The following is a 19,648-nucleotide window of genomic DNA, read 5'->3' as shown; positions in this document are numbered from 1 at the left end:
CATCAGCTGATTAGTACTGCCAACCGTTATATACAAAAGGCTTCGCGGCGGGCGTTTCTTTTCTTGGTTGGCGCGCATATTCCAGTTGCTTCTGTCTTGCTTCCTCGTAACCGTACAGATCCGGCTCCAATTGGGGAATGACTTTGCTGGCCTCTTCCAGGAAGTGGGCGACATCCTTGCCGGCAGCTTTGCCGCGCCGGGTATGCACGTCCAGTGCATAATCGGGCACGACAGGTTTCTTCCCGTTCTCAAAATCACTGATAAGAATGTTTTTGATGCAGTCGCTGGAGCGTTCTTTCTTGCAACGGCACAAATAACGAATGGCTTGGATGAAGAAGATTGGACGATCCCCGTCTCCATACGGAAAGCTCTGCCTTAACTGATTATAAGTGTTGACCAAAACGGCTGCGTTCAAATCCCCGAAACCGATATCCTCCACACAGATGACTTGAAGCCTCCGCCACAGTTTTTCCTCAAACTGAGGACTTGTGATGTACATTTCGTAGGCGGCCGTCAACGCTTCCTCCTCCAAGCCGCGGCGAATCGATTTTTGCAGCATGGAAATGATTTCGTCACCCGGGATGCCATTCCTTGTCGTCACATTAGACCACGGATCATAAGACATAAATTCACTCAACAAAATAACCTCCTAAAGTTTTTCGTAAGAAAAACCACTTCGTAAGCATAAGCTAACGGATGTTTTATGCAGGCAGTGCATGCATTCCTGTATTTGGGTTAAGACCATAATTGATTTTCATTTTGCATTTTTACATGAAAAACAAATCATTAATAGTTTAATCATATGTACTCATTGATTCTTTGTCAATAATATTGACGTCCCTTTGTTCGAAGCCTGAATGAGGGCTTAGTTGTCATTTATTATAAGTACTTCAAGATTATATGAAAAAAGGTGACAATAATAACGAAAAATCAAATCATAAAATGATTGACATTATATCATCCAACTAGTATATTGTGATTTATATGTATGATACGTGTTAAAGAATCTTACACTCGGGGTCGTCGGATAAATGCGAAGATCTGCAGGTGGCTTGTTCAGAGGCATTTGGCTTCAAGGGGTTGGCAGCAGGGCAGGAAAAGGTTTACCATTTAGACAACATAAAGGGGAAATGAAACGAATGAAAAAGAAACTTGCATTTCTGGCATTATCCGCAGTCATGATGTTGACGGTGGCCGCTTGCGGCGGTGCGTCCGAAACAGGCAATAACGCCAAATCATCCGAACAACCGGCGGCAAATGAAACCGGGGCGTCGGACGAGCTGCAGCCGGAACCGGGCGCGGAACTGGTCCTCTGGTCAGGCAAAAGCGCCTACACGGAGTATGCCGCTCAGGAATTCGAGAAGAAGTACAACATTAAGGTGAAAATCGAAGAAGTCAACAGCTGGGATAGCCCGGGAAGGCTGAGCACGGACGGGCCGGCCGGCACTGGCGGAGATGTGGTGGAGATCGTATCCGACGCGCTGGGAACGTCGGTGAATTCCGGGATTGTGCTGCCAAACGATTATTTCGAAGAGGAAACCCGCAGCAGCATGAGCCAATTGTCGATTGACTCCTCGACCTACAACGGCATTCTGTACGGGTATCCGCGCGACATTTATACGTATGCGCTGTTCGTCAATAAAGAGTTGGTCAAGGACACGAAATTCGAAACGTGGGACGACATCGCCGCGTTTGCGAAGACATTCAACGACATTCCAAACAACAAGTTCGGCTTTATGTTCGACCCGTCCCACTGGTACCTGAATTCCTCGTTTATGCTCGGTTACGGCGGTTACATTTTCGGAAAGAACGGCACCGATACGAGCGACATCGGCATGAACAACGAAGGGGCGGTCAAAGGGCTGGAGTTTCTGCAAACACTGAAAGCAAACTTGCCGTTCAAAGCGGCCGATCTTACCGGCGACCTCAAGTCGGGGCTGTTCGAGCAAGGCAAAGTGGCGATCAACTTTGACGGCAGCTGGGCTGCGTCAAGCTTCCGGAAGCTGCCGTTTGAAGTCGGCGTCATCCCGCTTCCGGCAATGCCGGGCGGCCAATATCCGCTTTCCTTAATCGGGACCCACTCGTTCTATGTGTCCGCCTATTCGAAATATCCGAACGCAGCGAAGCTGTTTGCAAACTTCCTGACGTCCAAGGAAATGCTGGCCAAAGACTATGAAACGAACGGTTTCATTCCGGCGGTTAAAGGTCTTGAAGATAACGAGAAATTCAAAAATGACGAAATTGTGCAAGGGTTCATGAAGCAGCTGGAGCACAGCCAGGTGATGCCGAATGTTCCGGAAATGAGCCAGTATTCGCAAGTTTTGACGCCTGCGCTGGTAAGCATTTGGGATGGCGGCAATGTCAAGCAGGTGCTGGACAAGGCGGCCGACAATTTGAAGACGAGCATCGCCAACAAGTAATCCGGCAAAGGGACAGACGGATCCGTCAGCTTATATCATTCAACGTTGTGATCGACGGGCGAACGGACAACATTTGCAGGGTGTATAAGTCGATATGAAGAGAGGCTAGCCAATTCAATGGCTAGCCTCTTTTTTTCGCTTAGAACGACGTTTCGGATAGTGCGGTTTGACAGAGGTAAACTCTCGCCTCGAATGGACGAAGCTGGAGCTCGCTGATGCTCTCGCCGGTATCCGGATAATTGGAAATCAATTGCTCTTGCGTCAATACCGGCTCTTCGAGGCGGACGGTCTGTCCGCGGCCGGAAAAGTTGGTAATCACCAATAATACCTGGTCTTCCAGGGTACGCTTATATGCGAAGACGTCCGGGTGATCGTCAAGCAATAAGGTGTAATCGCCGTATACAATGATTTCATGCCGCTTCCGCAGCCGGATCAATTCGCGGTAATAGTGCAGAATGGAATTCGGATCTGAAAGCGCCTGCTTGACATTGATTTGGGTATAGTTCGGATTGACGTTGATCCACGGCGTTTCCGAACCGAAGCCGGCGCCTGCGCTGTCGTCCCACTGCATCGGGGTGCGGGCGTTGTCGCGGCTTTTCAAATAAATGTCCTTCATAACTTCGTCATGGCTGCGGCATTTTTCCCCCGTTTCGATCCGGTAAAAATTAAGGGTTTCCACATCGCGGTAGTCCTCGATCCTGTCGAAGCGGATGTTTGTCATGCCGATTTCCTCGCCCTGGTAAATGTAAGGGGTTCCCTGCATCATTTGAATGCAAGTCGCGAACATTTTGGCGCTTTCCGTCCGGTATTCGGTATCGTTGCCCCAGCGCGACAGAACGCGCGGCTGATCGTGGTTGTTCAAGTAAAGTCCCGACCAACCTTTGCCGTGAAGGGTCGTTTGCCAGCTCGACATAATGCGCTTGAACGATGGCAAGTGAAACGGTATCGTATCCCATCGGCCTCCGGGTCCGTTGTCCACGTCCATATGCTCGAACACGATCAGGCTGTCCAGCTCTTTGCGGCTGCTGTCGGTGTACAACAGTCCTTCCTCCGCCGAAACGCCGGCCATTTCCGCCACCGTAAACATCGGATACCGGGAAAATACTTCGCGGTTCATCTCCTGAAAAATCGGGTGAATCTCCTTGCCGTTCACGATCAAATGCCCGCATGGGGCAATCTGCTTATCCGGCGACATCGATTCGGCGTCCGGCAAACCTTCGGGCTTGGACAGCAGGTTGACCGCGTCGAGACGGAAGCCGTCCACCCCTTTGTCGAGCCAGAAACGCATCATACCGTACATTGATTGGCGTACGCGCGGATTTCCCCAGTTCAAATCGGGCTGCTTCTTTGAGAACAGGTGGAGGTAATAAGCTTCTGCAACGTCGTCGTATTCCCAGGCCGGACCGCCGAAGAACGATTCCCAGTTGTTCGGCTCGCGGCCGTCATCGTTTATTCCCCAATAATAGTAATCGCGGTACGGATTATCGCCTTTCTGCCTGGATGCTTTAAACCATTCGTGCTCGTCGGAAGTATGGTTAAGTACGATGTCCATCATCACTTTCATGCCGCGGCGGTGAATTTCATCCCGCAGCTGCTCCCAGTCCGCCATCGTGCCGAATTCGTCCATAATTTGATAATAATCGCTCACATCGTAACCGTTATCGTCATTGGGAGATTGATATACAGGTCCGAGCCAGATGACATCCACGCCTAAGTCCTGCAAGTAGTCCAGTTTTTCCGTTATTCCGTTAAGGTCCCCGATGCCGTCTCCGTCGCTGTCCCGAAAGCTGCGCGGATACACTTGATAGACGACGGCTTCTTTCCACCATGATTTATTCATATAGGCGCTCCTTAATATAGATTTACAATTTTACATGAAAATCAAATCAATATAATCCTAATCATATGAACCTGTCGCTGCTTTGTCAACGAAAATGAAACGATCTATTCGGAAGGTTATGCGTTAAAATGGCTTAATAAAGCGGGTTTCCAGTGGTTATGAAGCACGAGATGGTTGAACGACTATGAAAATCGATGCAGAAAAAATGATTGACAAGTGATCGAATCTGCTTGTATATTGTGAACTGTAAGAACAAATGATGTAAATTTAACTTACATCAATGTAAATTCTTTTTCTTCAAGCATTACAATCCATTTCAATCAAAGGGGTTATGACGCGTATGAAAAAGCAATTGGGTCTTCTCGCTATTACGACTTCTCTTCTCTTTTCCTTGACCGCGTGCGGCGGCGCATCGAACAATGCGGGACAAGCTGCCAATACGGGACAAGCCGCGAATGCCGGCAACACTGCGGAGCCTGCGGCCGGCACGGATTCCTCGGCGGCAGGGCAGCAGGCGGATGAACTGAAGCCGGAACCGGGCGCAGAGCTCGTCTATTGGGACATGAAAGATGCTTATTCCGAATTTCTCGTTCAGGAATTCGAGAAGAAGTATGGCATCAAGGTCAAGCTCGAAGATGTGAAGTTCTGGGAGACGATCGGCCGTCTCGGAACGGACGGTCCGGCGGGAACGGGCGCCGACGTATTCGTCGCGGGCGCCGATCAGCTGGCCGGCGGCGTCAAGGGCGGTCTGGTGCTGCCAAACGATTATTTTGCCGACGAAACGAATAAGATCTCGGTTAAATCGACAGTGGATGCCGTGACGATCGACGGCATTTTGTACGGGTATCCACGCAACATTGAATCGTATTTGATGTATGTCAACAAAGATTTGGTGAAGGACGCCAAACTGGACACCTGGGACGACATTAAAGCTTTTGCCAAACAATTCAACGACATTCCGAATAATAAATACGCTCTCTTATATGAAATGAACAACCTGCTTTACAACTACACGTATATGGCCGGTTACGGCGCTTATATTTTCGGCAGCAACGGCACCGACAAAAACGATATCGGCTTGAACAACGAAGGTGCGGTCAAAGGGCTGGAGTTCTACCGTTCGCTGAAAGAGATTTTGCCGGTCAAGAGCACCGACATTACGGAAGATGTGAAGGTTTCGTTATGGGAGGAGGGCAAAGCGGCGATCATTCTGGACGGCATCTGGAATGCGGGCAAGTACAAGAAGCTTCCGTTTAAAGTCGGCGTCATGGACTTGCCGAAAATGCCGGGCGATGTCGCTCCGGTTCCTTATGCCAGCGTTCCCGCTTATTTCGTCAGCTCGTATTCGAAATACCCGAATGCAGCCAAACTGTTTGCGAATTTTGCAACTTCCAAAGAAATGCAGCTCAAAAACTTCGAGATGAGAGGCGTGCTGCCGGCATATGAGGGCATCGAAAACGAAGACGCGCTGAAAAACGACGAGTTTATTCAAGCGTTAAGCAAACAAGCGAAAAACGCGCAAATGATTCCGAGCATTCAGGAAGTTTCATTTTTCTTCCAAAATATGTCCCCGGTGTTGGAACAGGTTTGGAACGGCGCCGACATCAAAACAACGCTCGATAAAGCCGTCGCCAACATGAAGGCGAACATTGCGGCGGAGCAGTAAACGAAGACGAGGCATCTGTCTCGTTTGAAGGAAATACGAAGCGTGAAGATGAGGCTCCAGCTTCGGATTCGCACGGAAATAAGCGACCGTCCGGGCATGCAACGGGCGGTCGTCCAATGAGGAGCTGGTATATAATGCGTCACGTATCCGCTGCGGAGCATGCTTCGCCCCGCTTGCGTCAGTACCGCAAAACAAGCGCGGTATTATCCGTACTTATTATGGGGCTCGGCCAGTTGTATAACCGGCAGTATGGAAAAGCGATATGCCTGCTGCTGCTGTATGCTGCCGGCGTCTATTTGGCCGTTGCCAAGCTGCCGCATGCGATCTGGGCGCTCGTTACGCTCGGAGAAACGAAAACCCATTTGGAGAAAGTGGGGAAAATATACCGGCAAATCAACGGCGACCATTCCATTTATTTAATGGTTGAAGGGTTGATTTACGTTTTGCTGGCAGCAGTCGTCGCCTCCATTTATGTGCTTAACGTAAAGGACGCTTACCGCTGCGGCAAACGGAGGGAAGAAGGCGGGAAGCTTCATACGTTCAAGCAAACGCTGCAATATGCGGCGGATTACCGCTTTCCGCAGCTGGCGGTCTCTATCCCGATGATCGGCGTTTTGTTTTTCACCGTGATGCCGATTCTATTTATGATCCTGCTTGCATTTACCAACTTTACCCGCAGCAACATGCCGCCGGCAAATCTGATTGATTGGCACGGCTTCGAGACGTTTCGCAACATTTTCAAGCTTCGGATATGGAGCCATACGTTTTACGGGGTTACGCTTTGGACGTTTATGTGGGCTTTTTTTGCGACGCTTACCTGCTTCTTCGGCGGCTTTGCCGTTGCGCTCGTCGTGCAGCAGCACGATATCCGGTTCAAAAAATTTTGGCGCACCGTTTTTATACTGCCTTACGCGATTCCGATGTTTATCTCGACCCTTATATTACGCAACGTGTTCAACGGGCAGTTCGGGCCCGTCAACCAGTATTTAAGCTTGATGGGCATCTCGAAAATTCCTTGGCTTTCGGATCCCTTATGGGCCAAGTTTACCCTTATTCTCGTCAATTTTCTGCTTGGGTTTCCGGTCATGATGCTGATGATTATCGGCATCTTGTCCACCGTGCCGCGGGATATGTATGAAGCGGCCGATATCGACGGCGCAGGCGCCTTCCAGAAGCTGAGATCCATTACGTTTCCCGTCGTCATGTATTCGATGGCGCCGCTGCTCGTCATGCAATTTGTCGGCAATATGAACAATTTCAATGTCATTTATTTGCTGACCGGAGGCAATCCCGTCAACGGGGATTACCAATTTGCGGGGCATACCGATATTTTGATCACATGGCTCTATAAGCTGTCGATGGATCAAGGCCAATACAATTTCGCATCGGTTATCGGCATCTTCATTTTTGTTATTTTGGCCGCGTTTGCGATCTGGAATGTGCGCCGGACGAAAGCGTTTAAAGAGGAGGGGACGTTCTGATGGCATCCAAAACGGTACGAACGTTGACACGCCGGACGTTCAGCTACATCTTTTTGGCGGTGACGGCGGTACTTTGCCTATATCCGGCGCTGTGGGTGCTCATGTCGAGCGTCCGGCCGGGCGATACGCTCTTTAGCGAATCACTCCTCCCATCCCAGTTCACGCTGGCTCATTATCGCGATTTATTTACGAAGTATCCGTTTATGCAGTGGTACGCCAATACGCTAAAAATTTCGGTCATCAGCACGATTTCGGGTTCCGTGCTCGTTCTTATGACCGCATATGTGTTCTCGATGTTTCGGTTTGCAGGGCGCCAAAATTTAATGAGCATGCTGCTCGTGCTCGGCTTGTTTCCCGGGTTCATGAGCATGATTGCGATCTATATTTTGCTGAACCAGATGAACCTGCTCAATACGCATCTGGCAGTCATTATCGTTTCCGCAGCCGGGGCGCCGCTGTTCTTCCTGTTCTCGAAAAGTTATTTCGACACGATTCCGAGAAGCCTCGTCGAGGCGGCCCGGATTGACGGAGCGGGCCATTTGGGCACGTTCGCCCGCATTGTCATGCCGCTGTCGAAGCCGCTGCTCGTGTTTGTTATCCTGATGAATTTCACCGGCCCGTTTACCGACTTTATATTCGCCAAGCTGGTGCTTCGCACACCGGAGAAAAAGACGCTAGCCGTCGGACTGTACGATATGGCGACCGATACGACCAAGCTGCAGTTTACGGTGTTCGCCGCCGGCTGCGTGCTTGTCGCCGTTCCGATTACGCTCCTGTTCCTGATGCTGCAACGGTACTTGATCGGCGGGTTGACGTCAGGAGCGGACAAAGGTTGAGGATGAGCAAGGATGAGGATGAACTTCGAACTACCATTGCTTATTTGCATTGGGTATAATAATAGAAATTAGATTGGCACGAGCTCACCACCCGTTCTTTCGTATCCGTGGCGCTGCCGCTGGCCGTCTGTTTTTCATAGAGTTAGTAACGGTGCCGATGGCCGGTTCCCGTCAAAGGATAGAAACGGAGGGTTGTTGTGGCAACCATAAATGACATCGCAAAATATGCCGGAATTTCAATCGCAACCGTATCCAGGGCGCTGAACAAGCCGGAATTGGTAAACGCCGATACGCGGGAACGCGTCATGCAGGCGGCGAAAAAGCTGAATTATTTTACAAACGACAAAGCCAGGCAGTTCAATCTAAAGACGAAAAAGCTTTCGCTCGGTGTTATTATCCCGTATATTACGTCGTTTTACTTCGGCGAGTTATACAGCGGCATCAGCCGGGTCGCGCACGAAAACAACATCGATCTGCTGCTTTATGAGCTTAAAAGCGACAACATGGCCAGAGAAGGCTTGACCGAAGCCTTTTCGTTCGCGCAGCGTCATTTGGTGGACGGCGTCATTTTGGCCAGCTCCCATATGCCAAGCGAGTACGATGATCTGATCGAACAGCTGCAAATGCCGGTCGTGCTGCTGCTTGATGCGCATGAAAGCGCCAAACTGCCCGCGTTCAAGGTGGACGACATTCGCGCCTCGTTCGATGCCGTTGCTTATCTTGTGTCGCGCGGCCACCGGCGCATCGGCATGATTTCCGCCCTGCAGACGCAGCGGCAGGAGCGGGGGGAGCAGCTGCGGCTCAGAGGCTATAAACAGGCCGTCGATTTTTACAAATTACCTTACTCGCACTCGTTTGTCGTTTACGGGGATATGCGATTCGACGACGGGTACAGTGCAATGAAGCAGCTGCTTGCCGAAAGGGATGAAACCGGACTGACGGCCGTATTTGCGGCATCGGACGAGATGGCGATCGGAGCGATGCGCTGCATCCACGATGCGGGACTTCGCGTTCCGGACGATATTTCCGTGATCGGCTACGATAATTTGTCGGTCAGCAACATTACGACGCCGAAGCTGACGACGATCGAGCAGCCGTTCGGGCAGATCGGCGCGGAAGGGGCAAGACATATCGTGAAGCTGCTGACCGAAGGGGAGCAACTGCCGGAGAAAGGCAACTTCTATATGCCTTACAAAATCATCGAACGCGAATCCGTCGCCGAAAACAGTGCATCGGACAAATGACCGACCTGGCGCCGCCCTTTTCTTAACGGGAAAGGGCGGTTTTTCGCTTTTGAAATAAACAATTGACAGAAATTTTGACGCTTATTATAATAAAGCCATGGAAATGAAAACGGTTACGCAAACGTTTACTTAGGAGTCGGAACTATGAGAGCCGGAATAAAACAAGTAGCCGAATTGGCTGAGGTTTCAACCGCGACGGTATCGCATGTCATTAACAGCACACGCTTTGTATCGACGGAAACGAAAGAGAAAGTATACCGGGCGATGCGGGAGCTCGATTACCGGCCCAACGCGATCGCGCAAAGCTTGCGCAGCCAGAAGTCCAATACGATCGGACTGATTGTGCCGATTCTTCCTTCCGACACGTCGAACTTTTTCTTTATGACCGTTGCCCAAGGCATCCAGATGACGTTAAAGCGCTACGGGTATCACATGCTGCTTAGCAACAATGTGAACGAGGAACTGGGGGATGAGCAGGAGCAAATCAAGCTGTTCAACACGAAGCAGATCGACGGGCTGATCATCGCATCCATCGCCGAGGAAGTCGGATATTTAAACGATATCGTCCATAACCAGTATCCGGTTGTCTTTATTGATCGGAAGCCGGTCGGTTACAAAGGCGATTACGTGCTGGCGGACGGCTATGGAGGCTCGCTTGAGGCGGTTCGGCAGCTGCTGGAAAAAGGTCACCGGCGCATCGGCTTCATAACCGGGACGCTCGGCATTTCGACAAGCAACGAGCGGCTGGAGGGGTACCGGGAAGCGCTGGCGCAGCAGGGGGTTCCCTATGATCCATCGCTTGTCATGATTGCCAATGCCAGCTTTGAAAGCGGTTATTTGTGCGCGCAGCAGCTGCTTGCTTCCGGGGATGTCACCGCTGTATTCGTAGCCAATAACGTGCTCACAATGGGAGTTGTCGCCTGCCTTCAGGAGAAGCGCATCCGGATACCGGACGATTTGGCGGTGATCGGGTTCGACGATTACGATTGGACGAAGATTACGAGTCCGCCGCTTACCGTAATCCGGCAGCCGTCGTTTGAGATCGGCGTAACCGCCGCTGAAGTGATGATGAAACGGATTGAAAAAAGAAGCGAGCAGCAAAGGCATAAGGAATACAGACTGCCGACAACGTTGATTGAAAGGGGTTCCTGCTGATTAGGCAGCGGTTGCTCCCTCTTAATACGGCTTATTTAAACGTTTACGCAAACGATTACGATTTGCTGGAGGTTGATGAGGACCATGGCGCGGAGCTGGAGGTTAACGGGCAATATGGAACGGAAACAAAATCACGGTCTCACATTGCGGCATCAAAGCCGTTTCAAGCGGATAAGAGAGAATTACGAGTTGTATCTGCTCATTTTATTCCCGGTCGCATACTTCGTCATCTTTAAGTACTGGCCGATGTACGGCGTCCAGATCGCCTTTAAAGATTTTAGCGCATCGAAAGGAATTTGGGGCAGTCCATGGACCGGTTTCGAAAACTTTCAGCGTTTTTTCGAGTCGTACAATTTTTGGAACATCATCGGCAACACCGTTTATCTGAGTTTGTTAAACCTGGTCATCGCATTTCCGATTCCGATCCTGGTCGCCGTCATGCTCAATCAACTGCGTCAGGAAAAATTAAAGCGCTTTATTCAAACGACGATTTATGCTCCTTATTTCATCTCAACTGTAGTTCTGGTCGGCATGATGTTTGTGTTCCTGTCTCCTTCAAGCGGGCTGGTCAACATCGTCATCCAGCTGTTCGGGGGCAAGCCGATCTTGTTCATGGGCGAGTCCGAATGGTTCCGGCCGCTTTATATTTTATCGACGATCTGGCAGGAAACCGGATTTGCATCCGTCATCTACTTGGCGGCCTTGGCGGGCATCGATCCCCATCTTCATGAAGCGGCCGTCGTGGACGGGGCAAGCAAATGGCAGCGCATCCGCCATATCGATATTCCGGGCATTGCGCCGACCATCGTTGTCCTCTTTATTCTTGCGGTCGGCAACCTGATGAACGTCGGCTTCGAAAAAGCGTTCCTGATGCAGGGGGACCTGAACGTGGACGTATCGGAAATTATTCCGACCTATGTGTACAAAATCGGCATCCAGCGAGCCCAGTACAGCTTCTCGGCGGCTATCGGCCTGTTCAATGCCGTTATTAATCTGGTGCTGCTCATCATGGTCAACAGGGCGGCCAAAAAAATAAGCGGGAACGGTTTGTTCTAAAGCTTATGCTTACGAAGCTGTTTTTGCTTTGCATAAACTTTAGCATATGCTTACGAAGCGTTTTTCCTTCGGGAAAAACTTAAGGGGGAACGAAAGTGTTAGCCAGAAAAACCAAATCCGATATCGTCTTCGACATCGCCAATTACGCATTCCTCGGCTTCTTTACGATCATGATTTTGTATCCGCTTTATTTTATCGTCATCGCATCGGTAAGCGATCCGGACCGCATTTTTACCGGAGACGTATGGCTTTGGCCGAGCGGTCTCACTTTTGACGGCTACCGCCGCATATTCAATGACCCGGCGATATGGATCGGCTATCGAAACTCGATTCTTTACGCAGCTGTAAGCGCTGTTATTAGTACGGTGCTCGTCATTATGGCAGCGTATCCGGTCTCCCGCAAAGACTTCTTGGGCAGAAACGCATTCATGACGTTTTTTGTCATCACCCTCTTTTTCAACGGCGGCATCATTCCCACCTACCTGCTGATCAAGCAGCTTCATTTGATCGATACGATGTGGGCCGTCGTGCTCCCCAGCGCGGTGGACGCATTCCTGATCATCATTGCCAAAACGTTCTTCCAGGAGCTGCCCGGCGAGCTCAGGGAAGCGGCGGCCATCGACGGATGCCGCAATATCAAGTATTTGCTCAGCATTGTGCTCCCACTCTCCAAACCGATTATCGCCGTACTGGTGCTGTTTGCCGTCGTCCGGCAGTGGAACGGATTTTTCGACGCTCTTATTTATTTGAACGACGGCGATAAATTCCCGCTGCAGCTTGTGCTGCGGAACATCCTGATTCAGAGCCAGCCATCAGGCAACCTTGTGAACGATATCGACACGCTGCTGGCCAAGCAAAGAGTGACCGAACTCATCAAATTTGGCGTCATCATCGTCGCAGCGCTTCCGCTGCTCATTCTGTATCCGTTCTTGCAGCGCTTTTTCGTCAAAGGCGTAATGGTCGGCTCGGTGAAAGGGTGAAAAAGGAGAGCGCAGCGACCCCTCTTTCATCGGAATTAGTTATTCCTTCTTCAATAGCCGATCGGAAGATCAAGTCAGTCGCGTAGGAACCATCTTTTTCACTCTGAGGAGGTGATGTCCGGCAAGTCACCGAGCAGCTTTTGAGGTAAATTTCCATTGTCCGTTTGCCATTCAAAAGGGAGGTTAACCGAAATGAAAAAAAGATTAAACGTTATCATGACCGTGACGTTGTCAGCGGCGTTAATGCTTGGCGGCTGCAGCAGCAATAACAATTCGGATCCCAAGCCGGCCAATAACCAGACGTCCTCCAATACGGGGACCGGAAGCGCAGCCGAAGGAAACAGCGCAGAAACGCTTTCCTTCCCGTTAAAGGAAAAAGTGACGATCAAAGCCGTATCGCCAAAAACGGCGCTCGCGCCGAGCGATTTCAACGAGCTGGAAATAGCGAAGAAGATCGAGCAGGCGACCAATGTTCATATCGAATGGAACACAATTGTCGATACGGACTATCAAGAGAAGAAAAATCTGCTGATCGCAGGCGGCGATCTGCCGGAAATATTCTTCGGAGCCGGTTTCACGGATTCCGAGCTGATGAAATACGGCAAGGACGGCACGATTATTCCGCTCAACGATTTAATTGAGAAACATATGCCGAATCTTAAAGCTCTCTTTGAAAAACGGCCGGACATTAAAGCGATCGTGACGGCGCCGGACGGCAACATTTATTCGCTGCCGGTGGGCGAGGAGCTCGGCAGCGGTCAGGAAGAAATCGGATCGAATCCCGATTTCCTGTACATCAACCAAGATTGGCTGACGAAGCTCGGACTGCAAACGCCGACGACGCTGGACGAATACTACAATGTTTTGAAAGCGTTTAAAACGCAAGATCCGAACGGCAACGGCAAACCGGATGAAATTCCGCTCACCTTTATGCACGCCTTCTGGACCGGCGATATCGGCTATCTGTTCGGCGCGTTCGGAACGCCCGACAAAACGTATCAGCCCGCGAACAATACGTACGCCGAGCATCTGAACGTCGATAACGGCCAGGTGTCCTACTCGGCGATTCAGCCGGGATATAAGGAAGCGCTCGCTTATTTCCACAAATGGTTCGAAGAAGGCTTGATCGATCAAGAGTCGTTGACGCAGGACATAACCCAATATTTCGCCAAAGGAAAAAGCGAAACCGAAATCGTCGGTTCGTTCTTATGGTGGGATCATACCGACGTTGTAGCCGACCGCGATAAGCACTATCCGATCGTTCCGCCGTTTAAAGACATGGTCGTGAAATGGAACAACGGTTCCGCGCTCGCCCGCGGCGGCTCCGTCATTACGAAAGCGAACAAAAATCCGGAGCTTACGGCCATGTGGCTGGATTATTTGTATGAGCCGTATACGGCGGCGGAAACCCGCTGGGGCCCGGTCGGGGTATGGTTCGACAAGGACGCAAGCGGCAAGCTGATCCAGAAAAAAGATATTGCCAACCCGGGCGAGTTCCGTCAAAAAGTGCAGCTCAGCGGAGCAGGCGTCATAACCGGCGAAGACTTCAAAAACGTAGTTGCGCCGGAAGCGCGCGCCCAAAAGCGGATGGACGATATCAAAAACATCTTTGTTCCGCAAATGCAGAAAGAAAAATATCCGAACATTTTCTTTACGGATGAAGAACTGGCGACAATCGACCAGCTGAAGCCGGAAATTCAGACGTACACCAACTCGATGCGGGCCAAATTTTTGCTGAACGGCGTATCCGACGGCGACTGGGATAAGTATGTATCTTCTTTGAAAAATATGGGAATTGAAGATTTGCTCAAAGTGTACCAGGACGGCTACGACCGTTACAAAGCCGCCCAGAAATAAGCAGACAAAATACAAGCTTGGTCACGGCATGCCGGAACGAAAGATTTCGTTCCGGCATGACCGCTATGACCCAGGAGGTACGAATCCGTTGACACAATTTGCAGCCGATTGGCGCCGTTTATTAATTGCCGGGTGGTCGTTTGACGAAGGAGAAGGTCATACGGCTGTCGATCTGGCCGCCGGCAATGAGGATCAGATTGAATTCGCCCTGCGGAAAGGGAGGTTCCAGCCTCCTCAAGAGCCGGTATGGAGGGAGGGAATTTCGGGATCGGCATTACTTTTCGACGGCTACTCCACTTATATTGAACGCCCATCGGACAAAGTCGGGCAGCCGCTGAACGGTTTGAGCATATCGGTCTGGGTCGCTCCGCGCCATTACGATTTCGGCGTTGAAAACCGTCTAGGCGCCATCGTCAACCAGCACAACCGCGAGCAAGCCAAAGGGTATTTGCTGGGCGTTACCCGGCACGGGGAGTGGTCCTTGCAGCTCGGACTCGGAGGAGAATGGACCGAGGTGTGGAGCCGCGAGCATACGCTTCCGCGGCACGAGTGGTCATACGTCGCTGCGGTGTTCGATCCGAAAGGGGCGAGCATGAAGCTGTACTTGAACGGCAGTGAAGTTGCATCGCGAGCCGTACCCGCCGGTTTGACGATTTCGCCTTCCGGCGAAAATCTAATGATCGGACGGAACAACCACGGTCACGTTCTCGCCGAAGCATTCATTATGAATCATTTTGACGGAATGATCGATGAGCTGATGGTATACGACTATGTGATGAGCGCGGAGGAAGTGAGGGATGCTTACGACTCCTACTTGCAGCCGCACAACGGACGCCGCCCTGTCATCGCCGGGCAGGACCGCCTTATCCCGCGAAGCCTGTTCATCAATGACCGGCATCGTCCGCAGTTTCACTTGAATCCGCCCGGACATTGGATGAATGAACCGCATGCGCCGATTTATTTCGATGGCCGCTATCATCTGTTTTATCAGTTCAATCCGAACGGTCCTTTCTGGCATTACATTCATTGGGGGCATTGGGTGAGCGACGACCTCGTGCATTGGCGGGATATGCCGCCGGCTTTGTATCCGGAGGCCGGCATCGATCCTGACGGCGTCTGGTCGGGAAGCGCCGCTTACGATGAGAACGGACAGCCGGCGCTCTTCTTCACAGCCGGCGATTACAAACGATCGCCGGACCAGAGCGTCGGCATCGCCAGAAGCACCTATTCGATCGACGGCAATCCGGATCTGCCGTATTGGAACAAAGAGGCGCAGCCGATTGTTGAGCAGAAGCCGGGAATGGGGCTGTTCGGCCAATTTCGCGACCCGTTCGTATGGAAGGACGGCGGCCGCTGGATTATGCTGGTAGGCAGCGGTGTGGAAGAAGGCGGCGGCACGGCGCTCGTCTACGTGTCTTCCGATCTGAAGAGCTGGACGTATGAAGGGCTGCTCTTCACGAGCGATTATGCCAGCTACCCTCATCTGGGCACGGTCTGGGAGCTGCCGGTGCTGCTGCCGCTTGCATGCGAAGGGGTGGAAACGGGCAAACATATTTTTCTGATCAGTCCATGGGGGGAAGGCGCCAAGCCTGACGTGAACTACTGGATCGGCACGTTTGACAGGGAGCGCCTGCGCTTTATCCCGGATGAGGCGCAGCCGCAGCTGATCGATGTCGGAGACTTCCATTTCACCGGTCCGAGCGGCATGGTGGACCCTGTGAGCGGGCGAACGCTGCTCTTCACGATTGCCCAAGGGGAGCGGACACCGGAGATCGATTACGATTGCGGCTGGTCCCACTCCGCCGGAATGCCGGTATCGCTCAGCTTGCGCCGCGACGGAAGGCTCAGCATTGAACCGATTGAGGAAGCGAAGCAGCTGCGGGAGCGTCTGCTGCTCGATCTGCGGGATGTGACCATGGAGGAAGCGAACCGGCAGCTGCAGAATGTCCGCGGCAACCTGTTGGATATCGAGATTGCATTCCGCGACAGCGGTGCAAAGCGATACGGCATCTCGCTGCGCCGGTCGCCGGAAGGCGAAGAGGAAACGGTGCTGTTCTTCGACCGGGAACGGCAGCTGCTTGGGGTAGACCGCAGCAGGTCATCGCTGGATTCCCGGGAACGGCCGTCCGGCGTGCAGCAGGGGGCGATTGCTTTGAACGGGGAACCGCTGAAGCTGCGAATCTTAGTGGACCGCTCGCTGATCGAGGCGTACGCGAACGGGCTGACCAGCTTGACGACGCGCACGTATCCGTCAAGGACGGATGCCGATGGCATCCGGCTGTTCGCGGACGGTAACGTTGAAGTCGAGAGCATTCGCATTTGGAGCATGGGGCCGGTGTTTCGGGCTGTGGAGGGATAAAGAGCCGAAGTCATACAAGCGTAATGCCGGCGACGATTGACGTGACGAATAGACAGATTGGATGGTGGAGAGATATGGTGGATGTAACGGCTTTGGGAGAGGTGCTGATCGACTTTACGCCGGCCGGACGGTCAGAGGGAGGCATTCCTTTATTTGCGCAGAACCCGGGAGGAGCGCCAGCCAATGTGCTCGCGGCTTTATCCAGACTAGGGAGGAGGACGGCGTTTATCGGCAAAGTCGGAAACGACGCGTTCGGAACGTTTCTGAGAAAGACGCTGAGCGAAACGGGCATTGATACGACGGGGCTTGGTACGGCACGCAAGGCTGCAACGACGCTGGCGTTCGTTCATCTGGACGAAAGCGGCGAGCGAACCTTCGATTTTATTCGCAACCCCGGTGCCGACACGCTGCTCAGCAAACAGGACATTCCGGATGAGCTCGTGATGGAATGCCGCATTTTTCATTTCGGTTCGCTGTCGTTGACGCATGAGCCTGCAGCTTCCGCGACAATTCAAGCGGTATCCGCTGCAAGGGAAGCGGGGGCGCTCATTTCCTTCGATCCGAATTTGCGGCTTCCGTTATGGGAAACGGCGGAGCATGCGAAGGCGATGATCGCCACAGGTTGTACGTATGCAAATATCGTAAAAATATCCGAAGAGGAACTGGAATTTCTAACAGGCACGACGGATTTGATTCGTGGAACGAAGCAGCTTCTGGATACGTACGGGACCGATCTTATTCTGGTCACGTTGGCGGAGAAGGGCTGTTTTATCCGCAGGGGAGAAAGCCGGTTGACGGTACCCGGATTTGTCGTGGATACTATAGATACGACTGGAGCGGGAGACGCGTTTTTGGGTAGTTTTCTGTATCGGCTTCTGGAGCGCGATATTGAAGTCAGCCGTTTGAGCGAGCAGGAACTGATCGCGATCGGCCGGTTCGCCAATGCGGCGGGCGCGCTTGCGACCACCCGCAAAGGCGCGATCCCCTCCATGCCTTCCTTAACGGAGATAGGAGTGTTGTTGCCGGATATGAAAGCTTCCGAATATGTTGAAAAGTACCGTCCGCAGTACCATTTTTCCCCTCCATCCAATTGGATGAACGATCCGAACGGCATGGTCTATTACGAAGGGGAGTACCATTTGTTCTATCAGCATCATCCGCAGAGCACGATCTGGGGACCGATGCATTGGGGTCATGCCGTCAGCACCGATTTAATTCACTGGCAGCATCTGCCGGTCGCGCTTGCGCCGGATCATAACGGCATGATCTTTTCGGGCAGCGCCGTCGTGGACGCGCATGACAGCAGCGGATTTTTTGACGGCGGCTCCGGCCTCGTCGCCATTTTCACCCATCACGACACGGTTCAAGCAAGCGAGACGGCTGCGGATGCGGGCGCCGGCACAACGTCACGTACGAGACAGCGGCAAAGTCTGGCTTACAGCACGGACAAAGGGAGAACGTGGACGATGTATGCCGGAAATCCGGTGTTGTCCGATGAGTCGATCGTCGATTTCCGCGATCCGAAAGTATTCTGGCACGCCGAAAGCAGCAGGTGGGTCATGGTGCTTGCCGCCGGCGATCATGTCCGCTTTTATACGTCGCCCAACTTGCGGGAATGGACGTTTGCCAGCGAATTCGGCAAGACGGAAGGCTCCCATGACGGCGTATGGGAGTGTCCGGATCTGTTCGAGCTTCCGGTGGATGGTCACCCGCACGAGCGCAAATGGGTGCTGCTCGTCAGCATCGGGGACAGCCCGGATTGCCCGGAAGGATCGAGAACCCAATATTTCGTCGGCGACTTCAACGGCGAGTCGTTTAGCAGTGATCTTGCCGATGATGAAGTGATCTGGATGGATGAAGGGCGGGACAACTATGCCGGTGTCACCTGGTCGGACGTTCCGGCTGAAGACGGCCGCCGGCTGCTGATCGGCTGGATGAGCAACTGGAAATATGCGAACTTTACGCCGACGACAAGCTGGCGCAGCGCGATGACGGTCCCTCGTGTGCTGACGCTTAAGCGTACGGATGAAGGCATCCGTCTTTATCAGCAGCCGGTACAAGAGCTGTCGGCATTGCGCGAGGCGCCGCTCGGCTGGTCCGCGCTTGCAATCGGACCGGACCGCCCGCAAACGATCGATTGGGAGGGCAAGGCGTTCGAGCTGGAGGCTGAATTCGAGCTGGCCGGCGCTGCCGAGTTCGGGCTCAAGCTGCGGAAGTCGGGGAGCGAAGAAACGGTCGTCGGCTACGATGCTGCCCTGGAGAAGCTGTTTATTGACCGGACCGCCTCCGGAGAATCGGCGTTCTCGCCCGCGTTTGCGGTTCGGCATGACGCCGCGCTGAAACCCGACGGGGGAAGGATCAAGCTGCATATTTTCGTCGATTGGTCGTCGGTCGAAGTGTTCGCCGGCGGCGGAAGAGCCGTAATGAGCGATCTGATCTTCCCGGATGACGCAAGCCAGGGAGTGGAGCTGTATGCGGTGGAAGGTCAGGTCAAGCTGATTTCCATGAAGATCTATCCGCTCGCTTCCATTTATTCCAGACAAGCCGTTTCAGCCGGGCAATCCTAATAGATCGCTCCGAAAAACCATTCGATTATCTAACGGAACTCTGTGCTCTTATTTTGCATTTATGAGCCCATTTGGATATCTAACGGAACTGACAGCTCTTAATCGATTTTAAATGGTCTATTTTCAGACCGAAAAACAGAAATAAGGTCCAATACTTCCGTTAGATTTTCAAATCGAACAAAATGAG

At 52.2% G+C, this 19,648-nt stretch carries 13 protein-coding genes; 11 read left to right on the top strand and 2 right to left on the bottom strand.

Annotated features, from left to right (window positions below):
• Positions 1–10 precede the first annotated feature (10 nt).
• Entirely contained in the window at positions 11–637 is a 627-nt protein-coding gene (locus VN24_RS04885) for an AAA family ATPase (RefSeq protein ID WP_052702795.1), read from the bottom strand.
• 502 nt (positions 638–1,139) lie between these two features.
• Between VN24_RS04885 and VN24_RS04880 the strand changes: the two genes are divergently transcribed.
• Positions 1,140–2,420 carry a sugar ABC transporter substrate-binding protein gene (locus VN24_RS04880; RefSeq protein WP_045669497.1) on the top strand — a complete coding sequence of 427 codons (1,281 nt, stop codon included), beginning with the start codon at positions 1,140–1,142 and terminating at the stop codon, positions 2,418–2,420.
• A 139-nt stretch (positions 2,421–2,559) separates the two neighbouring features.
• On the opposite strand, the gene VN24_RS04875 is transcribed toward VN24_RS04880, so the two are convergent.
• Positions 2,560–4,260 carry a glycoside hydrolase family 13 protein gene (locus VN24_RS04875; RefSeq protein WP_045669496.1) on the bottom strand — a complete coding sequence of 567 codons (1,701 nt, stop codon included), beginning with the start codon at positions 4,258–4,260 and terminating at the stop codon, positions 2,560–2,562.
• Between the two features lie 340 nt (positions 4,261–4,600).
• Here VN24_RS04875 and VN24_RS04870 point away from each other — a divergent pair, with 340 nt between their 5' ends.
• From VN24_RS04870 to VN24_RS26795, 10 genes are all read left to right on the top strand, one after another.
• Positions 4,601–5,926, top strand: a complete 1,326-nt coding sequence (locus tag VN24_RS04870; protein WP_052702794.1) for a sugar ABC transporter substrate-binding protein — start codon at positions 4,601–4,603, stop codon at positions 5,924–5,926.
• Positions 5,927–6,060: 134 nt separating this feature from the next.
• Positions 6,061–7,407 carry a carbohydrate ABC transporter permease gene (locus VN24_RS04865; RefSeq protein WP_338012223.1) on the top strand — a complete coding sequence of 449 codons (1,347 nt, stop codon included), beginning with the start codon at positions 6,061–6,063 and terminating at the stop codon, positions 7,405–7,407.
• Entirely contained in the window at positions 7,407–8,243 is an 837-nt protein-coding gene (locus VN24_RS04860) for a sugar ABC transporter permease (RefSeq protein ID WP_045669494.1), read from the top strand. The genes VN24_RS04865 and VN24_RS04860 overlap by 1 nt, the downstream gene beginning before the upstream one ends.
• A 197-nt stretch (positions 8,244–8,440) precedes the next feature.
• Entirely contained in the window at positions 8,441–9,487 is a 1,047-nt protein-coding gene (locus VN24_RS04855) for a LacI family DNA-binding transcriptional regulator (RefSeq protein WP_045669493.1), read from the top strand.
• Positions 9,488–9,631: 144 nt separating this feature from the next.
• A complete protein-coding gene (locus tag VN24_RS04850; protein WP_045669492.1) occupies positions 9,632–10,642 on the top strand; it encodes a LacI family DNA-binding transcriptional regulator in 1,011 nt (336 codons plus the stop codon).
• A gap of 114 nt (positions 10,643–10,756) precedes the next feature.
• A complete protein-coding gene (locus VN24_RS04845) occupies positions 10,757–11,698 on the top strand; it encodes an ABC transporter permease (protein WP_045672983.1) in 942 nt (313 codons plus the stop codon).
• Between the two features lie 95 nt (positions 11,699–11,793).
• On the top strand, positions 11,794–12,678 hold the full coding sequence (locus VN24_RS04840) for a carbohydrate ABC transporter permease (protein WP_045669491.1): 885 nt from the start codon (positions 11,794–11,796) through the stop codon (positions 12,676–12,678).
• Between the two features lie 192 nt (positions 12,679–12,870).
• On the top strand, positions 12,871–14,535 hold the full coding sequence (locus VN24_RS04835; RefSeq protein WP_045669490.1) for an extracellular solute-binding protein: 1,665 nt from the start codon (positions 12,871–12,873) through the stop codon (positions 14,533–14,535).
• An 88-nt stretch (positions 14,536–14,623) separates the two neighbouring features.
• A complete protein-coding gene (locus VN24_RS04830; protein WP_045669489.1) occupies positions 14,624–16,894 on the top strand; it encodes a GH32 C-terminal domain-containing protein in 2,271 nt (756 codons plus the stop codon).
• A gap of 74 nt (positions 16,895–16,968) precedes the next feature.
• Positions 16,969–19,461 carry a PfkB family carbohydrate kinase gene (locus tag VN24_RS26795; RefSeq protein WP_082084177.1) on the top strand — a complete coding sequence of 831 codons (2,493 nt, stop codon included), beginning with the start codon at positions 16,969–16,971 and terminating at the stop codon, positions 19,459–19,461.
• Positions 19,462–19,648: the final 187 nt, after the last annotated feature.

Origin of the sequence: Paenibacillus beijingensis, from assembly GCF_000961095.1 — a bacterium.
GTDB classification, from domain to species: domain Bacteria; phylum Bacillota; class Bacilli; order Paenibacillales; family Paenibacillaceae; genus Paenibacillus_O; species Paenibacillus_O beijingensis.
This window is presented reverse-complemented; position numbering and strand designations above follow the sequence as displayed.

Bases quoted from the DNA above. Each gene is read 5' to 3' on its own strand.
- VN24_RS04880 (WP_045669497.1), top strand. From the start codon at position 1,140: ATGAAAAAGAAACTTGCATTTCTGGCATTATCCGCAGTCATGATGTTG.
- VN24_RS04875 (WP_045669496.1), bottom strand. From the start codon at position 4,260: ATGAATAAATCATGGTGGAAAGAAGCCGTCGTCTATCAAGTGTATCCG.
- VN24_RS04870 (WP_052702794.1), top strand. From the start codon at position 4,601: ATGAAAAAGCAATTGGGTCTTCTCGCTATTACGACTTCTCTTCTCTTT.
- VN24_RS04865 (WP_338012223.1), top strand. From the start codon at position 6,061: ATGCGTCACGTATCCGCTGCGGAGCATGCTTCGCCCCGCTTGCGTCAG.
- VN24_RS04860 (WP_045669494.1), top strand. From the start codon at position 7,407: ATGGCATCCAAAACGGTACGAACGTTGACACGCCGGACGTTCAGCTAC.
- VN24_RS04850 (WP_045669492.1), top strand. From the start codon at position 9,632: ATGAGAGCCGGAATAAAACAAGTAGCCGAATTGGCTGAGGTTTCAACC.
- VN24_RS04845 (WP_045672983.1), top strand. From the start codon at position 10,757: ATGGAACGGAAACAAAATCACGGTCTCACATTGCGGCATCAAAGCCGT.
- VN24_RS04835 (WP_045669490.1), top strand. From the start codon at position 12,871: ATGAAAAAAAGATTAAACGTTATCATGACCGTGACGTTGTCAGCGGCG.
- VN24_RS26795 (WP_082084177.1), top strand. From the start codon at position 16,969: ATGGTGGATGTAACGGCTTTGGGAGAGGTGCTGATCGACTTTACGCCG.